At 69.6% G+C, this 17579-nt stretch carries 15 protein-coding genes; 6 read left to right on the plus strand and 9 right to left on the minus strand.

Annotated elements, in window-relative coordinates:
• Positions 1–229 precede the first annotated feature (229 nt).
• Positions 230–1519, plus strand: coding sequence for an ABC transporter substrate-binding protein (locus MK786_RS13675; protein WP_241112788.1), 1290 nt, complete (start codon positions 230–232; stop codon positions 1517–1519).
• Between the two features lie 244 nt (positions 1520–1763).
• On the opposite strand, the gene MK786_RS13680 is transcribed toward MK786_RS13675, so the two are convergent.
• The 8 genes from MK786_RS13680 to MK786_RS13715 all read right to left on the minus strand — a co-directional run bounded on the left by MK786_RS13680 (position 1764) and on the right by MK786_RS13715 (position 10163).
• Positions 1764–3149, minus strand: coding sequence for a glycosyltransferase (locus MK786_RS13680; RefSeq protein ID WP_241112789.1), 1386 nt, complete (start codon positions 3147–3149; stop codon positions 1764–1766).
• Positions 3146–4729, minus strand: a complete 1584-nt coding sequence (gene guaA, locus MK786_RS13685) for a glutamine-hydrolyzing GMP synthase (protein WP_241112790.1) — start codon at positions 4727–4729, stop codon at positions 3146–3148. Before guaA ends, MK786_RS13680 begins: the two co-directional genes overlap by 4 nt.
• Positions 4726–5226 carry a DUF3817 domain-containing protein gene (locus MK786_RS13690; RefSeq protein WP_241112791.1) on the minus strand — a complete coding sequence of 167 codons (501 nt, stop codon included), beginning with the start codon at positions 5224–5226 and terminating at the stop codon, positions 4726–4728. Before MK786_RS13690 ends, guaA begins: the two co-directional genes overlap by 4 nt.
• A 9-nt stretch (positions 5227–5235) precedes the next feature.
• Positions 5236–6060 carry an SURF1 family protein gene (locus tag MK786_RS13695; RefSeq protein WP_241112800.1) on the minus strand — a complete coding sequence of 275 codons (825 nt, stop codon included), beginning with the start codon at positions 6058–6060 and terminating at the stop codon, positions 5236–5238.
• A gap of 143 nt (positions 6061–6203) precedes the next feature.
• Positions 6204–7322, minus strand: coding sequence for a GuaB3 family IMP dehydrogenase-related protein (locus MK786_RS13700; RefSeq protein WP_241112801.1), 1119 nt, complete (start codon positions 7320–7322; stop codon positions 6204–6206).
• A 48-nt stretch (positions 7323–7370) separates the two neighbouring features.
• Entirely contained in the window at positions 7371–9059 is a 1689-nt protein-coding gene (locus MK786_RS13705; protein ID WP_241112792.1) for an ABC-F family ATP-binding cassette domain-containing protein, read from the minus strand.
• A gap of 150 nt (positions 9060–9209) precedes the next feature.
• The gene (locus tag MK786_RS13710; protein WP_241112793.1) at positions 9210–9494 is read right to left on the minus strand and encodes a DUF2277 domain-containing protein; all 285 of its coding nucleotides are present in this window, start codon (positions 9492–9494) and stop codon (positions 9210–9212) included.
• Positions 9495–9536: 42 nt separating this feature from the next.
• Positions 9537–10163, minus strand: a complete 627-nt coding sequence (locus MK786_RS13715) for a TMEM175 family protein (protein ID WP_241112794.1) — start codon at positions 10161–10163, stop codon at positions 9537–9539.
• Positions 10164–10319: 156 nt separating this feature from the next.
• On the opposite strand from MK786_RS13715, the gene MK786_RS13720 reads away from it, so the two are divergent.
• Positions 10320–11447, plus strand: coding sequence for an FAD-dependent oxidoreductase (locus tag MK786_RS13720; RefSeq protein ID WP_241112795.1), 1128 nt, complete (start codon positions 10320–10322; stop codon positions 11445–11447).
• Positions 11448–11516: 69 nt separating this feature from the next.
• On the opposite strand, the gene guaB is transcribed toward MK786_RS13720, so the two are convergent.
• The gene (gene guaB / locus MK786_RS13725; RefSeq protein ID WP_241112796.1) at positions 11517–13019 is read right to left on the minus strand and encodes an IMP dehydrogenase; all 1503 of its coding nucleotides are present in this window, start codon (positions 13017–13019) and stop codon (positions 11517–11519) included.
• 360 nt (positions 13020–13379) lie between these two features.
• Here guaB and MK786_RS13730 point away from each other — a divergent pair, with 360 nt between their 5' ends.
• The 4 genes from MK786_RS13730 (at position 13380) to MK786_RS13745 (ending at position 17501) form a co-directional block, all read left to right on the plus strand.
• The gene (locus MK786_RS13730; RefSeq protein WP_241112802.1) at positions 13380–14684 is read left to right on the plus strand and encodes a branched-chain amino acid ABC transporter permease; all 1305 of its coding nucleotides are present in this window, start codon (positions 13380–13382) and stop codon (positions 14682–14684) included.
• 3 nt (positions 14685–14687) lie between these two features.
• Complete coding sequence (locus MK786_RS13735; RefSeq protein WP_191766023.1) at positions 14688–15665, plus strand: branched-chain amino acid ABC transporter permease; 978 nt, start codon at positions 14688–14690, stop codon at positions 15663–15665.
• 172 nt (positions 15666–15837) lie between these two features.
• Complete coding sequence (locus tag MK786_RS13740; RefSeq protein ID WP_241112803.1) at positions 15838–16713, plus strand: ABC transporter ATP-binding protein; 876 nt, start codon at positions 15838–15840, stop codon at positions 16711–16713.
• Entirely contained in the window at positions 16710–17501 is a 792-nt protein-coding gene (locus MK786_RS13745) for an ABC transporter ATP-binding protein (protein WP_241112797.1), read from the plus strand. Before MK786_RS13740 ends, MK786_RS13745 begins: the two co-directional genes overlap by 4 nt.
• Positions 17502–17579: the final 78 nt, after the last annotated feature.

Raw genomic sequence — 17579 nt, forward strand, 5'->3', positions numbered from 1 at the left:
AAGGGATGAAATACCCCAGAGGGGTACAACTCGATCCAGCTTATACCGGTGTGGGGTATTCCCGCGCCGTCCGAGGGTTTTCGCTCACATATTGCACGGCCCCCGCCGTCCACGATGCGTTACACATCGTTAACGAATGGCAACATTGCGGAGCGCTCCGGATGGTTAGGTTAGGGACACTGGGTCGGCCCCCGAGCCTTCCCGTCGTTCATCCACAGCAAGGAGCAACATGAGCGTCTTCACCCGCTCGCGCAAGTCCGCCCTCGCAGGCGTTGTTGCGCTCGCCGGCGCCAGCGCCCTCGTCCTCGCCGGCTGCGCCGGTGGCGGAACCGGAGGAGGAGAGACCAGCGCCCCTCCCACCGAGGAGCGCGACCTCACCCTCAAGATCGGCACGATCCTGCCCCAGACGGGCAACCTGTCGTTCCTCGGCCCGCCCGAGGAGGCCGGTGTCGGTCTCGCCGCCGCAGACGTCAACGAAGCGTCGGGCGACACGGGCCTCACGATCGACGACATCGTCTGGGGTGACTCCGGCGACACCGACAACAAGGCGTACGCGACCACCATCCAGACCCTGATCTCCGAGGGTGTCTCCGCCGCGATCGGCGCCGCGTCGTCGGGCGTGACGAAGCTCTTCCTCGACGACGCCGTCGCCTCGGGCATGATCGTCTTCTCGCCGGCCAACACGTCGCTCGATTTCACCTCGTGGGACGACGACGGCCTGTACTGGCGCACGGCTCCGTCCGACACCCTCCAGGGCGAGGTCCTCGGCAACGTCGTGGCCGAGGACGGCCACGAGAACGTCGCCGTCCTGTACCTGAACGACTCGTACGGCACCGGCCTCAACGAGGTCTTCCAGGAGACCTTCACCGGCGCCGGCGGCACGATCGTCGAGGAGCAGTCCTACAACACCGGTGACACCTCGTTCGACGCGCAGATCAGCGCGCTGATGGCCTCGAACCCCGACGCCATCGTGCTGATCACGTTCGACGAGATCTTCACGATCGGCCCGGCGCTGCTGTCCGCGGGTTACCCCGCCGACCAGCTGTACCTCGTCGACGGCAACCTGAAGAACTTCGGTGCCGACGCCAAGTGGCCGGCCGACATCAGCATGGAGGGCGCGAAGGGCACCACGCCCGCCGGCCCGATCGAGGCTGACACCACCTTCCAGGAGCGCCTCAACGAGTGGTGGACGGGTGAGGGCAACAGCGAGCTGACCGACTTCTCGTACGCCAACGAGTCGTACGACGCTGTCGTCCTGCTCGCGCTCGCGTCGCTCGCTGCGAACTCCACGGACCCGGCCGACATCGCCGGGAAGCTCCAGGAGGTCTCGGGCGGTTCCGGTGAGGGCGAGAAGTGCGACAACTACGCCGACTGCGCCGAGATCATCCTCGGTGGCGGCGTGGCCGACTACGACGGCTTCTCGGGCCCGATCACGTTCGATGAGAACGGCGACCCGACCGAGGCCACGGTCGGCGTCTTCCAGTACGGCGCGGACAACAACTTCACGCGCATCGGCTGAGTCGATTCCATAACGCGAGAGGGCCCCGGAGCGATCCGGGGCCCTTTCCCGTCCTCGGGCGCGGCGGTGGCACGGGTTCCCCTGTCACGAATGGCCGGGCTGGGCGGCGTGTCGTGACAGGTGAGCACAGGCGGCGCGAGCGCGGAAAGACATCGAGCGCACGCGGGGTGACCAGAGCGCCGTCGAGCGCACGAGCGGAGACGAGACGAACCGTCGAGAGCGCGCGGGGAGACGATACGCGCGGTCAGCGCGCGCGGCGGGACGGCGCCGCCGCGGCCGCGCGCACGGCTGCCACCAGCGCAGGGCGCACGGCGTCGGGGGTGAAGCCGCCGGCGACCGAACGCGCGTGCGCGGCCAGTTCGGCGCGGCGAGCGTCATCGCGCAGCAGTGCGATCACGGCGTCGGCGAGTCCGTCGAGGTCGCCGGGTGCGACGAGCACACCGGCGTCACCGACCGCCTCCCGCGGCCCGTATCGGGCGTCGAACGACACGACGGGCACTCCACGCGCGAGCGCCTCGGCGATCGCGAGCCCCTGGCCCTCGAACGCCGTCGACACCAGGAACAGCGCCGCGCGGTCGAACTCCCGGTCGGGGTCGTCGGTCGCGCCGTGCACCTGCACCGACTCGCCGAGCCCGAGCTCGTCCACCAGGCTGCGCAGCTCCTCGCGGAGCGGTCCGTCGCCGTAGATGTCGAGCCGCGCGTCGGGCACGGCCGCGGCCACGCGCACCCACGCACGGATCGCCAGGTCGACCCGCTTCTGGTCGGCGAGGCGGTTCATCATCACGACGCGGCGATGGTCGCGGGATGCCGCATCCGGCGGCTCCTCGCCGAGGTCGATGGTGTTCGGCACGACGTGGAAGGTGCCGGGGTCGCCGAAGCGCGCGGCGATCTCGTCGCGTTGCGCCCGGGTCGGCCAGACCACGGCGTCGTAGCGGTCGAGGGTTTCGATCCACCGCTCCCACAGCCCGGTGACCGGGGCGTCCGGGTCGTCGTACGGCGCGGGAAGGTGCGAGTTGTGCACCGTGTGCACGATGCGCACGTGCGGGTCGTCCCAGTCGATGAGCGTCTCGCCGATCTGCCGCGATTCGCAGATCACCACGAGCAGACGGTCCGGGGCGCCTGCGGCCGCGCGTCGCTGGTCCGCGAGGTGGGTGATCCATGCGATGTAGAGCGCGCGGAACCCGCGGAGCCAGCGGTCGCCCTCCGGAGTCGGCACGACGATCGGCGCGTCGGCCAGGTGCCACAGCGGGTCGTCGAGCACCGGGAGCGACAGCACGGTGCGGCCCGCGGCATCCGTCACCTCACGACGCTCGCCCTCCGGAACCGCCCCCTCCGCGGGTTGGGCGTAGGGCCACAGCCACGACGGGTCGGCGACGAGGTCGTCGAAGAGGTTGCGCGCCGAGGCCGCCGTCTCGAGCAGGCCGGCGGCGACGAACGCCTGTCGCTGCGCGGCGTGCACGTCAGGGGCGGCCGCGTCGACGCTCAGCATCAGCGGGTCGACCGCGCCGGCGGACGCGAGCAGCCGCAGACGCCGCGGCACCGCCACGGCGAATCCGCCGTCGAGCCCGAGCGCGATCCGGCTGCCGAGCAGCAGGTAGTCCGCGTCGGGCAGCCCGGCGGCGCCGGTCACTCCCACTCGATGGTCCCCGGGGGCTTCGACGTCACGTCGAGCACCACGCGGTTCACCTCGCGCACCTCGTTGGTGATGCGGTTCGAGATCTTCGAGAGGACGTCGTACGGCAGACGCGTCCAGTCAGCCGTCATGGCGTCTTCGCTCGACACCGGGCGCAGCACGATCGGGTGGCCGTAGGTGCGGCCGTCGCCCTGCACGCCCACCGAGCGCACGTCGGCCAGCAGTACGACCGGGCACTGCCAGATCTCGCCGTCGAGGCCGGCCTTCGTCAGCTCCTCGCGGGCGATGGCGTCCGCGTCACGCAGAATCTCGAGCCGGTCAGCGGTGACCTCACCCACGATCCGGATGCCGAGGCCGGGGCCCGGAAAGGGCTGGCGCGCGATGATCGCCTCGGGCAGGCCGAGCTCGCGGCCGATCGCGCGCACCTCGTCTTTGAACAGGGTGCGCAGGGGCTCGACGAGCTCGAACTGCAGGTCTTCAGGGAGCCCGCCGACGTTGTGGTGGGACTTGATGTTCGCGGTGCCGGTGCCGCCGCCGGACTCGACGACGTCGGGGTACAGTGTGCCCTGCACGAGGAAGCGGATCGGCTCACCGTCGGCCGCAGCCTCAGCCACGAGCGCGCGCTCCGCGGCCTCGAAGGAGCGGATGAACTCGCGGCCGATGATCTTGCGCTTCTGCTCGGGGTCGCTGACGCCCGCGAGGGCGTCGAGGAACTGCTCGCGCGCGTCGATCGTGATGAGGCGCACGCCGGTCGAGGCGACGTAATCGTTCTCGACCTGCTCGCGCTCGCCCTTCCGCAGCAGCCCGTGATCGACGAAGATCGCGGTCAGCTGGTCGCCGACGGCCTTGTGCACGAGGGCGGTGGAGACCGCGGAGTCGACGCCGCCCGACAGCGCGGAGATGACGCGGCCCGAGCCGATCTGCGCCCGGATGCGCTCGACCTGCTCGGAGATGACGTTGCCGCTGTTCCAGTCCGCGGGCAGACCCGCTGCCTTGTGCAGGAAGTTCTCGATGACCTGCTGGCCGTGGTCGGAGTGCTTCACCTCGGGGTGCCACTGCACGCCGTAGAGGCGCTTCTCGTCGCTGCCGAACGCCGCGACCGGCGTGGCCGATGTCGAGGCGAGCACGTCGAAGCCCTCGGGTGCGCGCGACACCTGGTCGCCGTGGCTCATCCACACGTTCTGGTCGACGGGCTGGCCGCCCAGCAGCACGCCCCCGTCGCCGGTGACCGCGGCATCCGTCGCTCCGTACTCGCGCAGACCGGTGTTGGCCACCTCGCCGCCGAGCGCCCGGGCCATGACCTGGAAGCCGTAGCAGATGCCGAGCGTGGGAACGCCGAGGTCGAAGACGCCCGAGTCGAGCGACGGGGCGCCGTCTTCGTACACCGACGAGGGGCCGCCCGACAGGATGATGCCCACCGGGTTCTTCGCCGCGATCTCGTCGGCCGACGCCGTGTGCGGCACGATCTCGCTGTACACGCCCGCCTCGCGCACGCGGCGCGCGATGAGCTGGGCGTACTGCGCCCCGAAGTCGACGACCAGGACGGGACGCTGGGAGGTTTCAGTCTGCTCGGTCAACGCTGGTTCTCCGTGGGGATCGCGTGGGTGAGGGTCGAGTGCTCGGCGCCGGAGTGCAGCTCGGCCTGTTCGCGCTCGGTGAGGTACTGCTTGACCTCGCGTGCGACGCGCGCCTCCATGAAGAAGGAGAGCAGGGGCACGATGCCGCCGGCCGCGAGCATGGCCAGGCGCAGGAGGTTCCAGCGCATCAGACTCCACACGCGGAAGCAGGAGATGAGGTAGACGACGTAGAACCAGCCATGGGCGACGAGGATGCCGAGCGACAGGTTGAACCCGTCGCCGGTCGACTCCGACCCCTCGGGGCCTTCGACCACGGGCGCCCACCAGAGGAAGCCGCCGGATCCGCCGAGGAAGAGCTCGAGGCCGAACGCGTACTTCATGACCATCTCGCCGACCAGGAGCAGCAGCATCGTGCCGGTGATGATCGAGCAGATCTGGTAGAACTTCAGGGCTCCGCGGATCGCCGGAAAGGTAGCGAGCTTCGGGGGGCGGGGCATGGACCCAGTCTACCCGCGTGATTCCGCGGCGCCGTCCGGCATTGCGGCGCCGGACGAGGCATCCGCTTCGTCCTGGTCGTCCTCGAAGTCCTCGAGCTCCTTCTCCCACGCGTCCTTCGCGAGGCGGTACCAGAGGTAGAACGCGAAGCCCGCGAAGATCGCCCACTCCACCGCGTAGAAGATGTTGAGCCAGTTGACGTTCGACGACTCGTCCGGCGCAGGCGACGCGATGTCGACGAGCGGCGCGGGCGCCTTCTCGGACGCCAGGTACGGGCGGTACACGTCCACGCCCTCGACGTCGGTCCACTGCCCGAGCAGCGCGGCCGGCGACATCCGGGTCATCGTCTGCGGGTCGGCGTCGGCGGGCGGCGGCACGGGACCCTCGTCCGAGATGAGGCGCCCGGTCACCGTCTCGGGCGTCTTGACGGGGGACGAGGTGACCGCATCGAGTATGCGGATGGCGTCTTGCGCCTCGTCCAGCGTGGGCGCCCAGCCGAGCGCCACCGCGAGCGAGGTCGGCTCGTCGGTTCCCGCGAGCCGCAGCTGCCCGGTGACCCAGTAGCCCTCGACGTCGTCGTTGAAGCGCGACGACACGATGAGGAAGTTCCCCGGCATCCAGAACCCGTCGACGCTCACACGCTGGCCGACGAGCGGCTCGGGGAGGTAGTCGCCCGGCTCAGCGACCTCGGAGATCGGGCGGACCACCTCGGTCGCGCCGGCGGGCGGAGGGTCGGTGTCGATCGCGCGGCTCAGCTGCCACTGGCCGAGCCACGCGAACACGCCCGCGACGACGAGGCAGAGCAGCAGCATCCCGATCCACTGCGGACGCAGCATGACTTCGCGCAGGGTCGGTGGGAAGACATCGGGAACGGATGCCGCGGCCCGCGCTCGCGCGGGGAGCGAGTCGCCGGGCGCGGCGTCGGCTTCGGTGCTCTCCGTCTCGGCGCGCTCGTCCGACGATCCGGGGGCGGGCTCGGTCATCCGGCGCTGTAGGGCGCGACGACGACCTCGACCCGCTGGAACTCCTTGAGGTCGGAGTAGCCGGTCGTGGCCATCGACTTGCGCAACGCCCCGATGAGGTTCGCGGTGCCGTCGGCGACGGGCGCGGGGCCGTACAGGATCTCCTCGAGCGAGGCGACCTGGTCGACCTTCACGCGGCGGCCGCGCGGCAGCCTGGCGTGGTGCGCCTCGGGCCCCCAGTGGAAGCCCCTGCCCGGGGCATCCGTCGCCCGCGCCAGCGCAACGCCCAGCATGACGGCGTCAGCGCCCATCGCGAGCGCCTTGACGATGTCACCCGAGGTTCCGACGCCGCCGTCGGCGATGACGTGCACGTACCGGCCGCCTGACTCGTCGAGGTAGTCGCGGCGCGCGCCGGCGACGTCGGCGACAGCGGTCGCCATCGGCGCGTGCAGACCGAGGGTCGCACGAGTGGTGGATGCCGCGCCCCCGCCGAATCCGACGAGCACGCCCGCCGCACCGGTGCGCATGAGGTGCAGGGCGGCGGTGTAGGTGGCGGCGCCGCCGACGATCACGGGGACGTCGAGGTCGTAGATGAACTTCTTGAGGTTCAGCGGCTGATCGACCGACGAGACGTGCTCGGCCGACACCGTGGTGCCGCGGATCACGAAGAGGTCGACGCCGGCGGCGACGACGGTCTCGTAGAGCTCCTGGGTGCGCTGCGGCGTGAGCGCGCCCGCGACGGTGACGCCCGCGGCACGGATCTCTGCGAGGCGGTCGCGCACGAGCTCCGGCTTGATCGGCTCGGAGTACAGCTCCTGCATGCGGCGGGTCGCGGCCGCCTTCTCGAGCCCGGCGATCTCGGCGAGGAGCGGGGCGGGGTCGTCATATCGGGTCCAGAGGCCCTCGAGATCGAGGACGCCGAGGCCGCCGAGCTGGCCGAGCATGATCGCGGTCTGCGGGCTGACGACGGAGTCCATGGGGGCGCCGAGCACCGGGATGTCGAAGCTGAACGCGTCGATCGTCCACGTCGTGGAGACGTCCTCCGGGTTTCGGGTGCGCCGCGACGGCACGACCGCGATGTCGTCGAACGTGTACGCGCGGCGAGCGCGCTTGGCGCGGCCGAGTTCGATGTCCATGCTCACGCACTCAGCCTACCCGCCGGGGTTCCCGCGGCCTCATCCTGCTCAGCGGTCGCGGGCGACGCGGGCCTCGTCCCAGACCGGCGCATCCGACTCGAACACGCGTCCGTCGGCCCCGAAGACGAGGAACCGGTCGAACGACTTCGCCAGCCAGCGGTCGTGCGTCACCGCGAGCACCGTGCCCTCGAACCGGGCGAGGGCGTCCTGCAGCGCCTCGGCCGAGACGAGGTCGAGGTTGTCGGTCGGCTCATCCAGCAGCAGCAGCGTGGCGCCGGAGAGCTCGAGCAGGAGGATCTGGAACCGCGCCTGCTGCCCGCCCGACAGGCTGTCGAACGTCTGCTCGGCCTGGCCGACGAGCCCATATCGGTCGAGTGCGCTGCTCGCGGCATCCCGCGGCAGTCCTGCGCGGGCATCCTCACCGCGGTGGAGGATGTCGAGAAGGGTACGGCCGGTGAACTCCGGATGCCGGTGGGTCTGGGCGAACCAGCCGGGCACCACGCGGGCGCCGAGCACCGCGCGGCCGGTGTGGTCGACGAGCGGGAGAGCGGCCCCGGTCGTCGTCACATGCCCGAGGCGTCCGTCGGGGTCGGTGCCACCGCGAGCGAGCAGCCGCAGGAAGTGCGACTTCCCCGAGCCGTTGGAGCCGAGCACCGCGACGCGGTCGCCGAACCAGACCTCGAGGTCGAAGGGCTTCATCAGGCCCGTGAGTTCGAGCTGCTCCGCCACGACTGCGCGCCGGCCGGTGCGCGCGCCGCGCAGTCGCAGCACCAGGTCCTGCTCGGGCGGGCGCTCCTGAGGCGGGCCGGCCTCTTCGAACTTGCGCAGTCGTGTCTGGGCTGCGCGGTAGCGCGACGTGAAGGAATCGTTCGCCGTCGCCTTCACCTTGAGCGTCGCCACGAGCATCTTGAGCTTCACGTGCTGCTCGTCCCACCGGCGGCGCAGCTCGTCGAGGCGGGCCATGCGGTCGTCGCGTGCGCGATGGTACGTGCCGAACCCACCGCCGTGCACCCACGCGGTGCTGCCGGCGCCCCCTGCCTCGAGCGTCACGATGCGATCGGCCGCACGGGCGAGCAGCTCGCGGTCGTGCGAGACGAGCAGCACGGTCTTGGGCGTCTCGCGCAGCTTCGCCTCGAGCCAGCGCTTGCCGGGCACGTCGAGGTAGTTGTCGGGCTCGTCGAGCAGGAGCACCTGGTCGGGGCCGCGCAGCAGCGCCTCGAGGGCGAGCCTCTTCTGCTCGCCGCCCGAGAGCGTGGTCAGCTCACGGAACCGCGCACGGGAGAACGGGATGCCGAGGGCCGCGATCGTGCAGGTGTCCCACACCGTCTCGTACTCGTAGCCACCAGCCTCGGCGTAGTCGGCCAGGGCGCTCGCGTACCGCATCTGGGTGCCGAGGTCGTCGTGCTCGATGATCGCCGCCTCGGAGTCCTCGAGTTCGCGGGCAGCGCGTCGCACCCGGTCGGGCGCGACGGAGATGAGCAGGTCGTGCACGGTCTGCCCGGCCTCGCCGTGACCGACGAACTGGTCCATGACGCCGAGACCGCCGTCGATCGAGACGACGCCCGAGAGCGGGGGCGTCTCGCCCCGCACGATGCGGAGCAGCGTCGTCTTGCCGGCGCCGTTCTGACCGATGAGAGCCGTCGTCGAGCCCTCGCCGACGCGGAACGAGACCTCATCGAGCAGCGGCCGTCCGTCGGGCAGCGCGTACGAGACGGCGGCGATGTCGATGTACCCCACGATGGTTCCCTGTCTGCTCCGCGCGGCATGCGTCGCCGTCCGGGGAGCCGATCAGCCTATCTGCCCCTCGGCCGTCGCGCGAACGAACGAGCCGGGACGCTCAGCACCCGCGGGTGACCGCAGTCGTCACACGCTCGACGGTGAGCACGCTCACGCGGCGGGAGCCGCGTACCGCCCCGACTTGATCGCTCGCTCGCGCGCCTTCGCCGCCTCGACCTCGCGGTTCTTCGGAGGGGCGACCGCGACGAGGTCGTCGAGCAGGTGCTGCGTGACGTGGGCGATCTCATGCACGGCGCGGTCGAACGCCGCCTGGTTGGCCTTCGACGGCTTCGTCGTGCCCGCGATCTTGCGCACGTACTGGAGTGCCGCGGCGTGCACTTCGTCGGACGTCGCCGCGGGCTCGAAGTTGTGGAGAGTGTGGATGTTCCGGCACATGGCCCCGACGATACGCCGGGCTCCCGACCAGGTCGAGATCCGTCAGTCGCGGTCTGTGCCCCGCAGCAGCCGCGTGAGAAGGCCGTCAAGCAGGAACAGCAGGAATGCCCACGAGCCGATCCACGGGGCGGTCACGACGACGAGGGCGCCGATGATGACGGCGCTGAGTGCGCCACGGCCGTAGGCGGCGGCATCCGCTCCACTGAGATCCGGCAGCATCACCTCGCGGTTGCGGACGGCCCACTGCCACTGCAGCCAGCCGAAGAGGATCGCGAGGAAGAAGGTGAGCGGCATCGCCAGGCGGGCGGCGAGGAACTCGGAGTACTCGGTCGTCAGGTTGGTCGCGAACGGCACGAGCACGATGAAGAGCAGTCGCCCGTTGTTGAGCCACACCATCGTGGCGTCCACGCGCGCGACGTGCTCGAACTGCTGCACATGCACCATCCACAGCAGGCACAGCAGCACGAAGCTGAGCGCGAAGTTGGCGATCAGCAGCGACATGCCGCCGAGCGCCGCCCACATCTCGCCGTCGGACTCCACCTCGCCCAGCGAGTGCGTCGTGAGGTCGAGCACGAGGAGCGTGGCCGCGATGGCGAAGACGCCGTCGGTGAAGGCCTCCAGACGCGTGGTGCGCTGGGTCGCCGCCGGGTGACGCCGCTGCCTGATCACGGCATCAGGGTAGCGACCGCGCCGCGTCCCGACGAGGGTCGCGGTCCCTCGTGGCCGCCGAGCCTTCGCATCTGCGACGAGACGTCGTGCGTGTAACCCTGTCTCGTCACCGATGCGATGTCTCGCCGGCCGGCTCAAGACGTGAAGGATGGGAGCATGAGCGAGCGCATTCCCTTCGTCGTGATCGGTGCCGGCGCGATGGGCCTGGCGACCACGTGGCAGCTGGCGCGGGGCGGCCATCGCGTCATCGCCTTCGAGCAGTTCGAGCGCGGTCACACCCGAGGCGCCTCGCACGGCGCCACCCGCAACTTCAACAACGCCTACGGCGAGGACCACTACCTCGACCTGCTCGCCGCGGCGCGCACCGGCTGGGACGACCTCGCCCGCACGACCGGCGAGCCGTTGCTGCGGCTGCACGGCCTCGTCACGCACGGCGACGAAGCGCTCGTCGCCCACGTGCACCAGGCGCTGACGGCGCGCGGCGAGCGTGCCCAACTGCTCTCGGAGACGGAAGCGGCGCAGCGCTGGGCGGGCATGCGGTTCACGGGCGACGTGCTGCTCACGGAGGATGCGGGGGTCGTGCGCGCCGACGCCGCACTGCGCGCGCTCGAAGACGCGGCGCGCGCGCACGGCGCCGACGTGCGCTTCGGTCAGGCCGTGGTCGACGTCTCAGAGGATGCCGACGGCGTCGGCGTGACGGTCGAGTCGGGCGGCGAACGCTACGTCCTCCGCGCTGACACGGTCATCGTCACCGCCGGGGCGTGGACCAGCCGGCTGCTCCCCGCAGGGTTCGCGCTGCCTCGCCTCACCGTCACCGAGGAGAGCCCCGCCCACTTCGCGCCGCGTTCCACGGCCGACGCGTGGCCGTCGTTCAACCACTTCCTCGGCGAGGGCGGCGCAGCCGGGCACGCTCCGCACCCGGGACAGACCTACGGCATGCCGACGCCCGGCGAAGGCGTCAAGGTGGGGTTCCACCACGTCGGCCCCGTCGTCGATCCCGACGTCCGCTCGTTCCAGCCGACGCCCGAGCTCGCGCGCGGACTCGAGGACTATGTGCGGGACTGGTTCCCGGGGCTCGATCCGGCATCGGCAGAGCCCATCAGCTGCACGTATACCTCGACCGACACAGAGGACTTCGTGCTCGACCGCCGCGGACGCATCGTCGTCGGCGCGGGGTTTTCGGGCCACGGGTTCAAGTTCACGCCGGCCGTCGGCGGCGTGCTCGCGCGTCTCGCCGTCGACGACACCGTGCGGGCGGCGGCGCCGTTCCGGATCGACCGCTGACAACAGGAGAGCGGATGCCGCAGCATCCGCTCTCCTGTTCCCTCGCGCTGCTGCGCGAGCTCGCCCTGCTCAGCGCTTGTAGTTCGGCGCCTCGACGACGATCTGCACGTCGTGCGGGTGCGACTCCTTGAGTCCGGCGGCCGTGATGCGCACGAACCTGCCCTTGGCCTTGAGCTCCTCGACGGTGCGGGCGCCGACGTAGAACATCGACTGGCGCAGGCCGCCGACGAGCTGGTAAGCGACGGCGGAGACGGGGCCGCGGTAGGCGACCTGGCCCTCGATGCCCTCGGGGATGAGCTTGTCGTCGCTGGGCACGTCGGCCTGGAAGTAGCGGTCCTTCGAGTAGGACGTCTTCTTTCCGCGGGTCTGGAGCGCGCCCAGCGAGCCCATGCCGCGATACATCTTGAACTGCTTGCCGCCCTGGAAGACGATCTCGCCCGGCGACTCGTCGGTGCCCGCCAGGAGTGAGCCGAGCATGACGGTGTCGGCGCCCGCGACCAGGGCCTTGGCGATGTCGCCCGAGTACTGCAACCCGCCGTCGGCGATGATCGGGATACCGGCCTCGCGCGCGGCGAGGTACGCCTCGTAGATCGCGGTGACCTGCGGGACACCCACACCCGCGACGACGCGCGTCGTGCAGATGGAGCCCGGTCCGACGCCGACCTTCACGGCGTCGACGCCGGCGTCGATGAGCGCCTGCGCGCCCTCGCGGGTAGCGACGTTGCCGCCGATGACGTCGATGTGCTCGAACGAGGCGTCGGCCTTGATCCGGCGGACCATGTCGATGACGCCGGCGGACTGGCCGTTGGCGGTGTCGACCACGATGACGTCCACCCCGGCGTCGCGCAGCGCCTCGGCGCGCTCCCATGCGTCGCCGAAGAACCCGATGGCCGCTCCGACACGCAGGCGGCCCTGCTCGTCCTTGGTTGCCAGGGGATACTTCTCGCTCTTGTCGAAATCCTTGATGGTGATGAGGCCCGCGAGCGTGCCGTCCTCCTCGAGCAGCGGCAGCTTCTCGACGCGGTGCTGCGCGAACAGCGCGATCACCTCGCCGGCGCTGATGCCGACCCGGCCGGTGACGAGGTTCTCGCTCGTCATGACGTCGCGCACCTTCGTCGTCTGCCGCTCGAAGCCCGACACGAAGCGCATGTCGCGGTTGGTGACGATGCCCACCAGGCGGTTGTCGGCGTCGACGACCGGGAGCCCCGAGATGCGGTACTGAGCGCAGAGGGAGTCGACCTCTTCGATGGTCGCATCGGGCGTCGTGGTGATCGGGTCGGTGATCATGCCCGACTCGCTGCGCTTGACGCGGTCGACCATCGAGGCCTGCTCCTGGATGGACAGGTTGCGGTGGATGATGCCGATCCCGCCCTCGCGTGCGATCGCGATCGCAAGTCGCGCCTCGGTCACCGTGTCCATCGCCGCCGAGAGCAGGGGCGTGGCCACCGTGATGCGGCGGGTCACACGCGACGACGTGTCGGCCTCGCTCGGGATCACGTCGGTGTGTCCTGGCAGAAGCAGGACATCGTCGTAGGTCAGTCCGACGAAGCCGAAGGGGTCGTTGTGCTCCATGGTCCTCCTGCGCTCGCGGCGCGTTTCTCAGGTGGTCGACGACGGCCGGTGCGCGGGAACGCTCCGTACCCGATTCTAAGCGCCGACCGGAGCCATTTGTTCCCGCGCGACCGGACAGTGAGGGCGGCGACGGTCGCCGCCGCCGAGCGCCTTGGCTGGACCAATTCCGATCCGGTCACAGGTCGGTCGGAGTAACTAGGGGAAATACGGCCGACACATTACAGTCGTACCGTCGTTCATCACGGCCGATGCGACCCGGGCCTCGGTTGTGCATCGTGCTGAACTGGAGGTTCTGTGGGTTCTACGACTGTGGCCACGAGGGGTTACCCCCGCTGGGTCGTCGTGCTCGTCGGAGTGCTGATGGCAGGAGCAATGCTGTTCCTCGCCTCGCCGTCCGGCGCGCACGCAACTGCAACTGCACCGGACACCCCTGGGGGTGATCAGGAGCAGACCGACTTCTACTTCGGCGGAGTCATCACGTTCGACGGCGAGCCCGTCCCCGACGTGGTGATCTCGGTCGAAGGCGGCGGCTTCGACGCAGAGACGATCACCGACGCCGACGGCAAATGGCGTCTGTACGTTCCCGAGAAGGACGAGTACACCCTCGTCGTCGATGAGGACACCCTCCCTGACGGGGTCATCGTCGACCCCGCTCAGCTGCCCGAAGGCATGCAGCCGAACTCGGGGACCACGGCGGAGTTCGACGTGGAGTTCGGGGCGACCGGCACGAAGATCGTGAACCTCTTCCTCGGTGAGGGCGAGCGCGTCACGACGTCGTTCTGGGATCAGTTCAGCGAGCGCCTGATCAACGGCATCAACTTCGGTCTGCTGCTGGCGCTCGCCGCGGTCGGCGTCTCGCTCATCTTCGGCACGACGGGCCTCACGAACTTCGCGCACGCGGAGATGCTGACCTTCGGCGCCGTGATCGCGCTGGTGTTCGGGGTGAACTTCGCGATCCCGATGTGGATCACGATCCCGATCGTCGTCGTCGCCGGTGCGGCGCTCGGCTGGGCACTCGACGCTGGCCTCTGGCGGCCGCTCAGGCGAAAGGGACTCGGTCTCGTCCAGCTGATGATCGTCAGCATCGGTCTGTCGCTCGCGATCCGCTACACGTACCAGTTCTTCATCGGCGGCGGCACGTACCAGTTGCCGGGCGCCGGCGCACCGCGCGACATCCGGCTCGGACCGATCGCCGTGTCGTGGATCGATCTGGTCTCGATGGGCATCTCGATCGTCCTCCTCCTCGCCGTCGCCTACTGGCTGCTGCGCACCCGCATCGGCAAGGCGACGCGAGCGATCTCCGACAACCCCGGCCTGGCCGCGGCCTCGGGCATCAACGTCGACCGCGTCATCCGCATCGTCTGGATCCTGTCGGCATCGCTCGCCGCCGTCGCCGGTGTGCTGTGGGCCTACTTCCGCCCCGGTGTGAAGTGGGACATGGGCGTGCAGGTGCTCCTGCTCATCTTCGCCGCCGTGACGCTCGGTGGCCTGGGAACCGCGTTCGGCGCCCTCATCGGCGCGCTGATCGTCGGCATCCTGGTCGAGCTTTCGACGCTTCTCGGCATCCCGCCGGACATGAAGTACGTCGGCGCGCTGGCGGTCCTGATCATCATTCTCCTGGTGAGGCCGCAGGGTCTCCTGGGTCGTAAAGAGAGGCTTGGCTAGGCCATGGATTGGGGACAGATTCTCAACAACACGGCTTACTGGCTGTTCAGCCCCGAGACGATCGCGTACGCCCTCGCGGCGACCGGTCTCGCGGTGCACTTCGGCTACGCGGGCCTGCTCAACTTCGGTATGGCGGGCTTCATGGCGCTCGGCGCCTACGGCTACGCGATCTCGATCCTCACCTTCGGGTGGCCCTGGTGGGTGGGCATCATCGTCGGATGCCTGGCCTCGGTGGTCTTCGCGATCATCCTCGGTATCCCGACGCTGCGTCTGCGCGCCGACTATCTCGCCATCGTGACCATCGCGGCGGCCGAGATCGTGCGACTGGCCCTCACGACGCAGCTGTTCGACGAGTGGACCAACTCGGCGGACGGCCTCGGCGGGTACCACGCCGGGTTCCGCGCGGCGAACCCGTTCCCTGAGGGAACGTACGGCTTCGGCCCATGGACGTGGACGGCGGACCAGCTGTGGGTGCGCGTGTTCGGCGCCATCCTCCTGGCGATCGCCGTCTACCTCGTCTGGGCGCTCATGCGCAGCCCGTGGGGCCGCGTGCTCAAGGGCATCCGTGAGGACGAAGACGCCGTGCGCTCGCTTGGAAAGAACGTCTTCGCCTACAAGATGCAGGCCCTGATCATCGGTGGCATCTTCGGTGCGCTCGGCGGCGTGGTCTTCGCACTCCCGTCGGCCGTCGTCCCCGCCACCTACACCACCTCGCTCACGTTCTTCATCTGGACGATCCTCCTGCTCGGCGGTGCGGCGACCGTGTTCGGTCCCGTCGTCGGCTCGGTGATCTTCTGGGTGATCATGGGCTTCCTGGGGAACGTCCTTCCCGCGCTGGCGAATTCGGGCATCCTGCCCATCTCGTCGGTGCAGGCGGGCACCCTGCGCTTCATCCTCGTGGGTGTCGCGCTCATGCTCATCGTGATCTTCCGCCCGCAGGGCATCTTCGGCAACAAGAGGGAGCTGACCTTTGTCAAGTAACAGCACGCCTCCGGAGCCCGTGACGCCGGACGGCGAAACGCCGCCGGCAGCAGGCTCCGCGCCCGCTGGCACGGGTGCGGTCACCACCGCGACCGGCAGTGTCCGTCGTCCCAAGACGTCCGGGCTCGCGAAGGGCGACGCCGTCCCCGGCGTCGCCAAGAACGACCCCATCATGGTCATCGACAACGTGACGCGCCGCTTCGGCGGCCTCACCGCCGTCGACGTCGAGCACCTGGAGATCCCGCGCGGGGCGATCACCGCCCTCATCGGACCGAACGGTGCCGGCAAGACGACGCTGTTCAACCTGCTCTGCGGCTTCGACAAGCCCAACTCGGGCACGTGGTCGTTCGACGGGACGAACCTGTCGGGCATCCCGTCGTTCAAGGTCGCCCGCATGGGCCAGGTCCGCACCTTCCAGCTGACGAAGGCGCTGTCGCTGCTCACCGTGCTCGAGAACATGAAGCTCGGTGCGACGTCGCAGAAGGGTGAGCGGCTCTGGGCCAGCATCATCCCCGCCATGTGGCGCAAGCAGGACGACGACAACGAAGAGAAGGCGATGGAGCTCCTCGCGCGCTTCAAGCTGGACGCGAAGGCAGAGGACTATGCGGCTTCGCTCTCGGGCGGACAGCGCAAGCTCCTCGAGATGGCGCGCGCCCTCATGAGCGACCCGACGCTCGTCATGCTCGATGAGCCCATGGCCGGCGTCAACCCGGCCCTGACCGAGTCGCTGCTTGACCACATCCTCGACCTCAAGGATCTCGGCATGACCGTGCTCTTCGTCGAGCACGACATGCACATGGTCCGGCACATCGCCGACTGGGTCGTCGTCATGGCCGAGGGTCGCGTCGTCGCCGAGGGCCCGCCCGAGACGGTGATGAACGACGCCGCGGTGATCGACGCCTACCTGGGCAGCCACCAGGACGTCGACCTCGGCGTCGTCACCGGCCGCGTGGCCGGCGAGCACAGCGCGGCCGAGGAAGAGCTGCTCGAGGAGATCAAGGAGGCCGAAGAGGCCTCGATCGCCGAGGCCGAGGAGGAGAAGAAGTGAGCAACACATCGAGTGCACCCTCGACCACCGGATCGGGTTCGTCCGAGGCCGCGCGCACCGACCGCGTCGTGGTCGAGGTGAAGGACCTGTACGCCGGCTACCTCCCGGGCATCAACATCATCCAGGGCGCGAACCTCGTCGCGCGCAAGGGCGAGCTCATCGGCATCATCGGCCCGAACGGTGCCGGCAAGTCGACGCTGCTGAAGGCGATCTTCGGCATGGTCAAGGTGCGCTCGGGCGCGATCACGGTGAACGGCGACGACGTCGTCGGGCTCAAGTCCGACAAGCTCGTCACCCGCGGCGTCGGCTTCGTGCCGCAGACGAACAACGTGTTCCCGTCGCTCAGCATCGAGGAGAACCTGCAGATGGGGCTGTACCAGGCTCCGAAGCAGTACGCCGAGCGTCTGGAATTCGTCACCGGGATCTTCGCCGAGCTCGGCAAGCGCCTCAAGCAGCGCGCCGGCTCGCTCTCCGGTGGTGAGCGCCAGATGGTCGCGATGTCGCGGGCCCTCATGATGGACCCTGCGGTGCTGCTCCTCGACGAGCCGTCCGCCGGTCTGTCTCCGGTCCGTCAGGACGACGCCTTCATCCGCGTCTCCGACATCAACAAGGCCGGCGTGACGACGATCATGGTCGAGCAGAACGCCCGCCGCTGCCTGCAGATCTGCGACCGCGGCTACGTCCTGGACCAGGGCCGCGACGCCTACGAGGGCACCGGTCGCGATCTGCTGAACGACCCGAAGGTCATCGGCCTGTACCTCGGCACCCTTGGGACCGACGCAGCCTGACCTGAACAGCGACGAGAGAAGAGCGGGTGCCGCGGGCAACCCGAGTCTATGTATGGAGAGACCGATCCCCCGGGGGCG

The sequence above is a fragment of the Microbacterium sp. CFH 31415 genome (assembly GCF_022538185.1).
Classification (GTDB): Bacteria; Actinomycetota; Actinomycetes; order Actinomycetales; family Microbacteriaceae; genus Microbacterium.

Excerpts from the sequence above, each read along its gene's own strand:
- MK786_RS13690 (WP_241112791.1), bottom strand. The coding sequence starts at position 5,226 with ATGCCCCGCCCCCCGAAGCTCGCTACCTTTCCGGCGATCCGCGGAGCC.
- guaB (WP_241112796.1), bottom strand. The coding sequence starts at position 13,019 with ATGGAGCACAACGACCCCTTCGGCTTCGTCGGACTGACCTACGACGAT.
- MK786_RS13700 (WP_241112801.1), bottom strand. The coding sequence starts at position 7,322 with ATGGACATCGAACTCGGCCGCGCCAAGCGCGCTCGCCGCGCGTACACG.
- MK786_RS13710 (WP_241112793.1), bottom strand. The coding sequence starts at position 9,494 with ATGTGCCGGAACATCCACACTCTCCACAACTTCGAGCCCGCGGCGACG.
- MK786_RS13695 (WP_241112800.1), bottom strand. The coding sequence starts at position 6,060 with ATGCTGCGTCCGCAGTGGATCGGGATGCTGCTGCTCTGCCTCGTCGTC.
- MK786_RS13720 (WP_241112795.1), top strand. The coding sequence starts at position 10,320 with ATGAGCGAGCGCATTCCCTTCGTCGTGATCGGTGCCGGCGCGATGGGC.
- MK786_RS13735 (WP_191766023.1), top strand. The coding sequence starts at position 14,688 with ATGGATTGGGGACAGATTCTCAACAACACGGCTTACTGGCTGTTCAGC.
- MK786_RS13675 (WP_241112788.1), top strand. The coding sequence starts at position 230 with ATGAGCGTCTTCACCCGCTCGCGCAAGTCCGCCCTCGCAGGCGTTGTT.
- MK786_RS13740 (WP_241112803.1), top strand. The coding sequence starts at position 15,838 with ATGGTCATCGACAACGTGACGCGCCGCTTCGGCGGCCTCACCGCCGTC.
- MK786_RS13730 (WP_241112802.1), top strand. The coding sequence starts at position 13,380 with ATGGCAGGAGCAATGCTGTTCCTCGCCTCGCCGTCCGGCGCGCACGCA.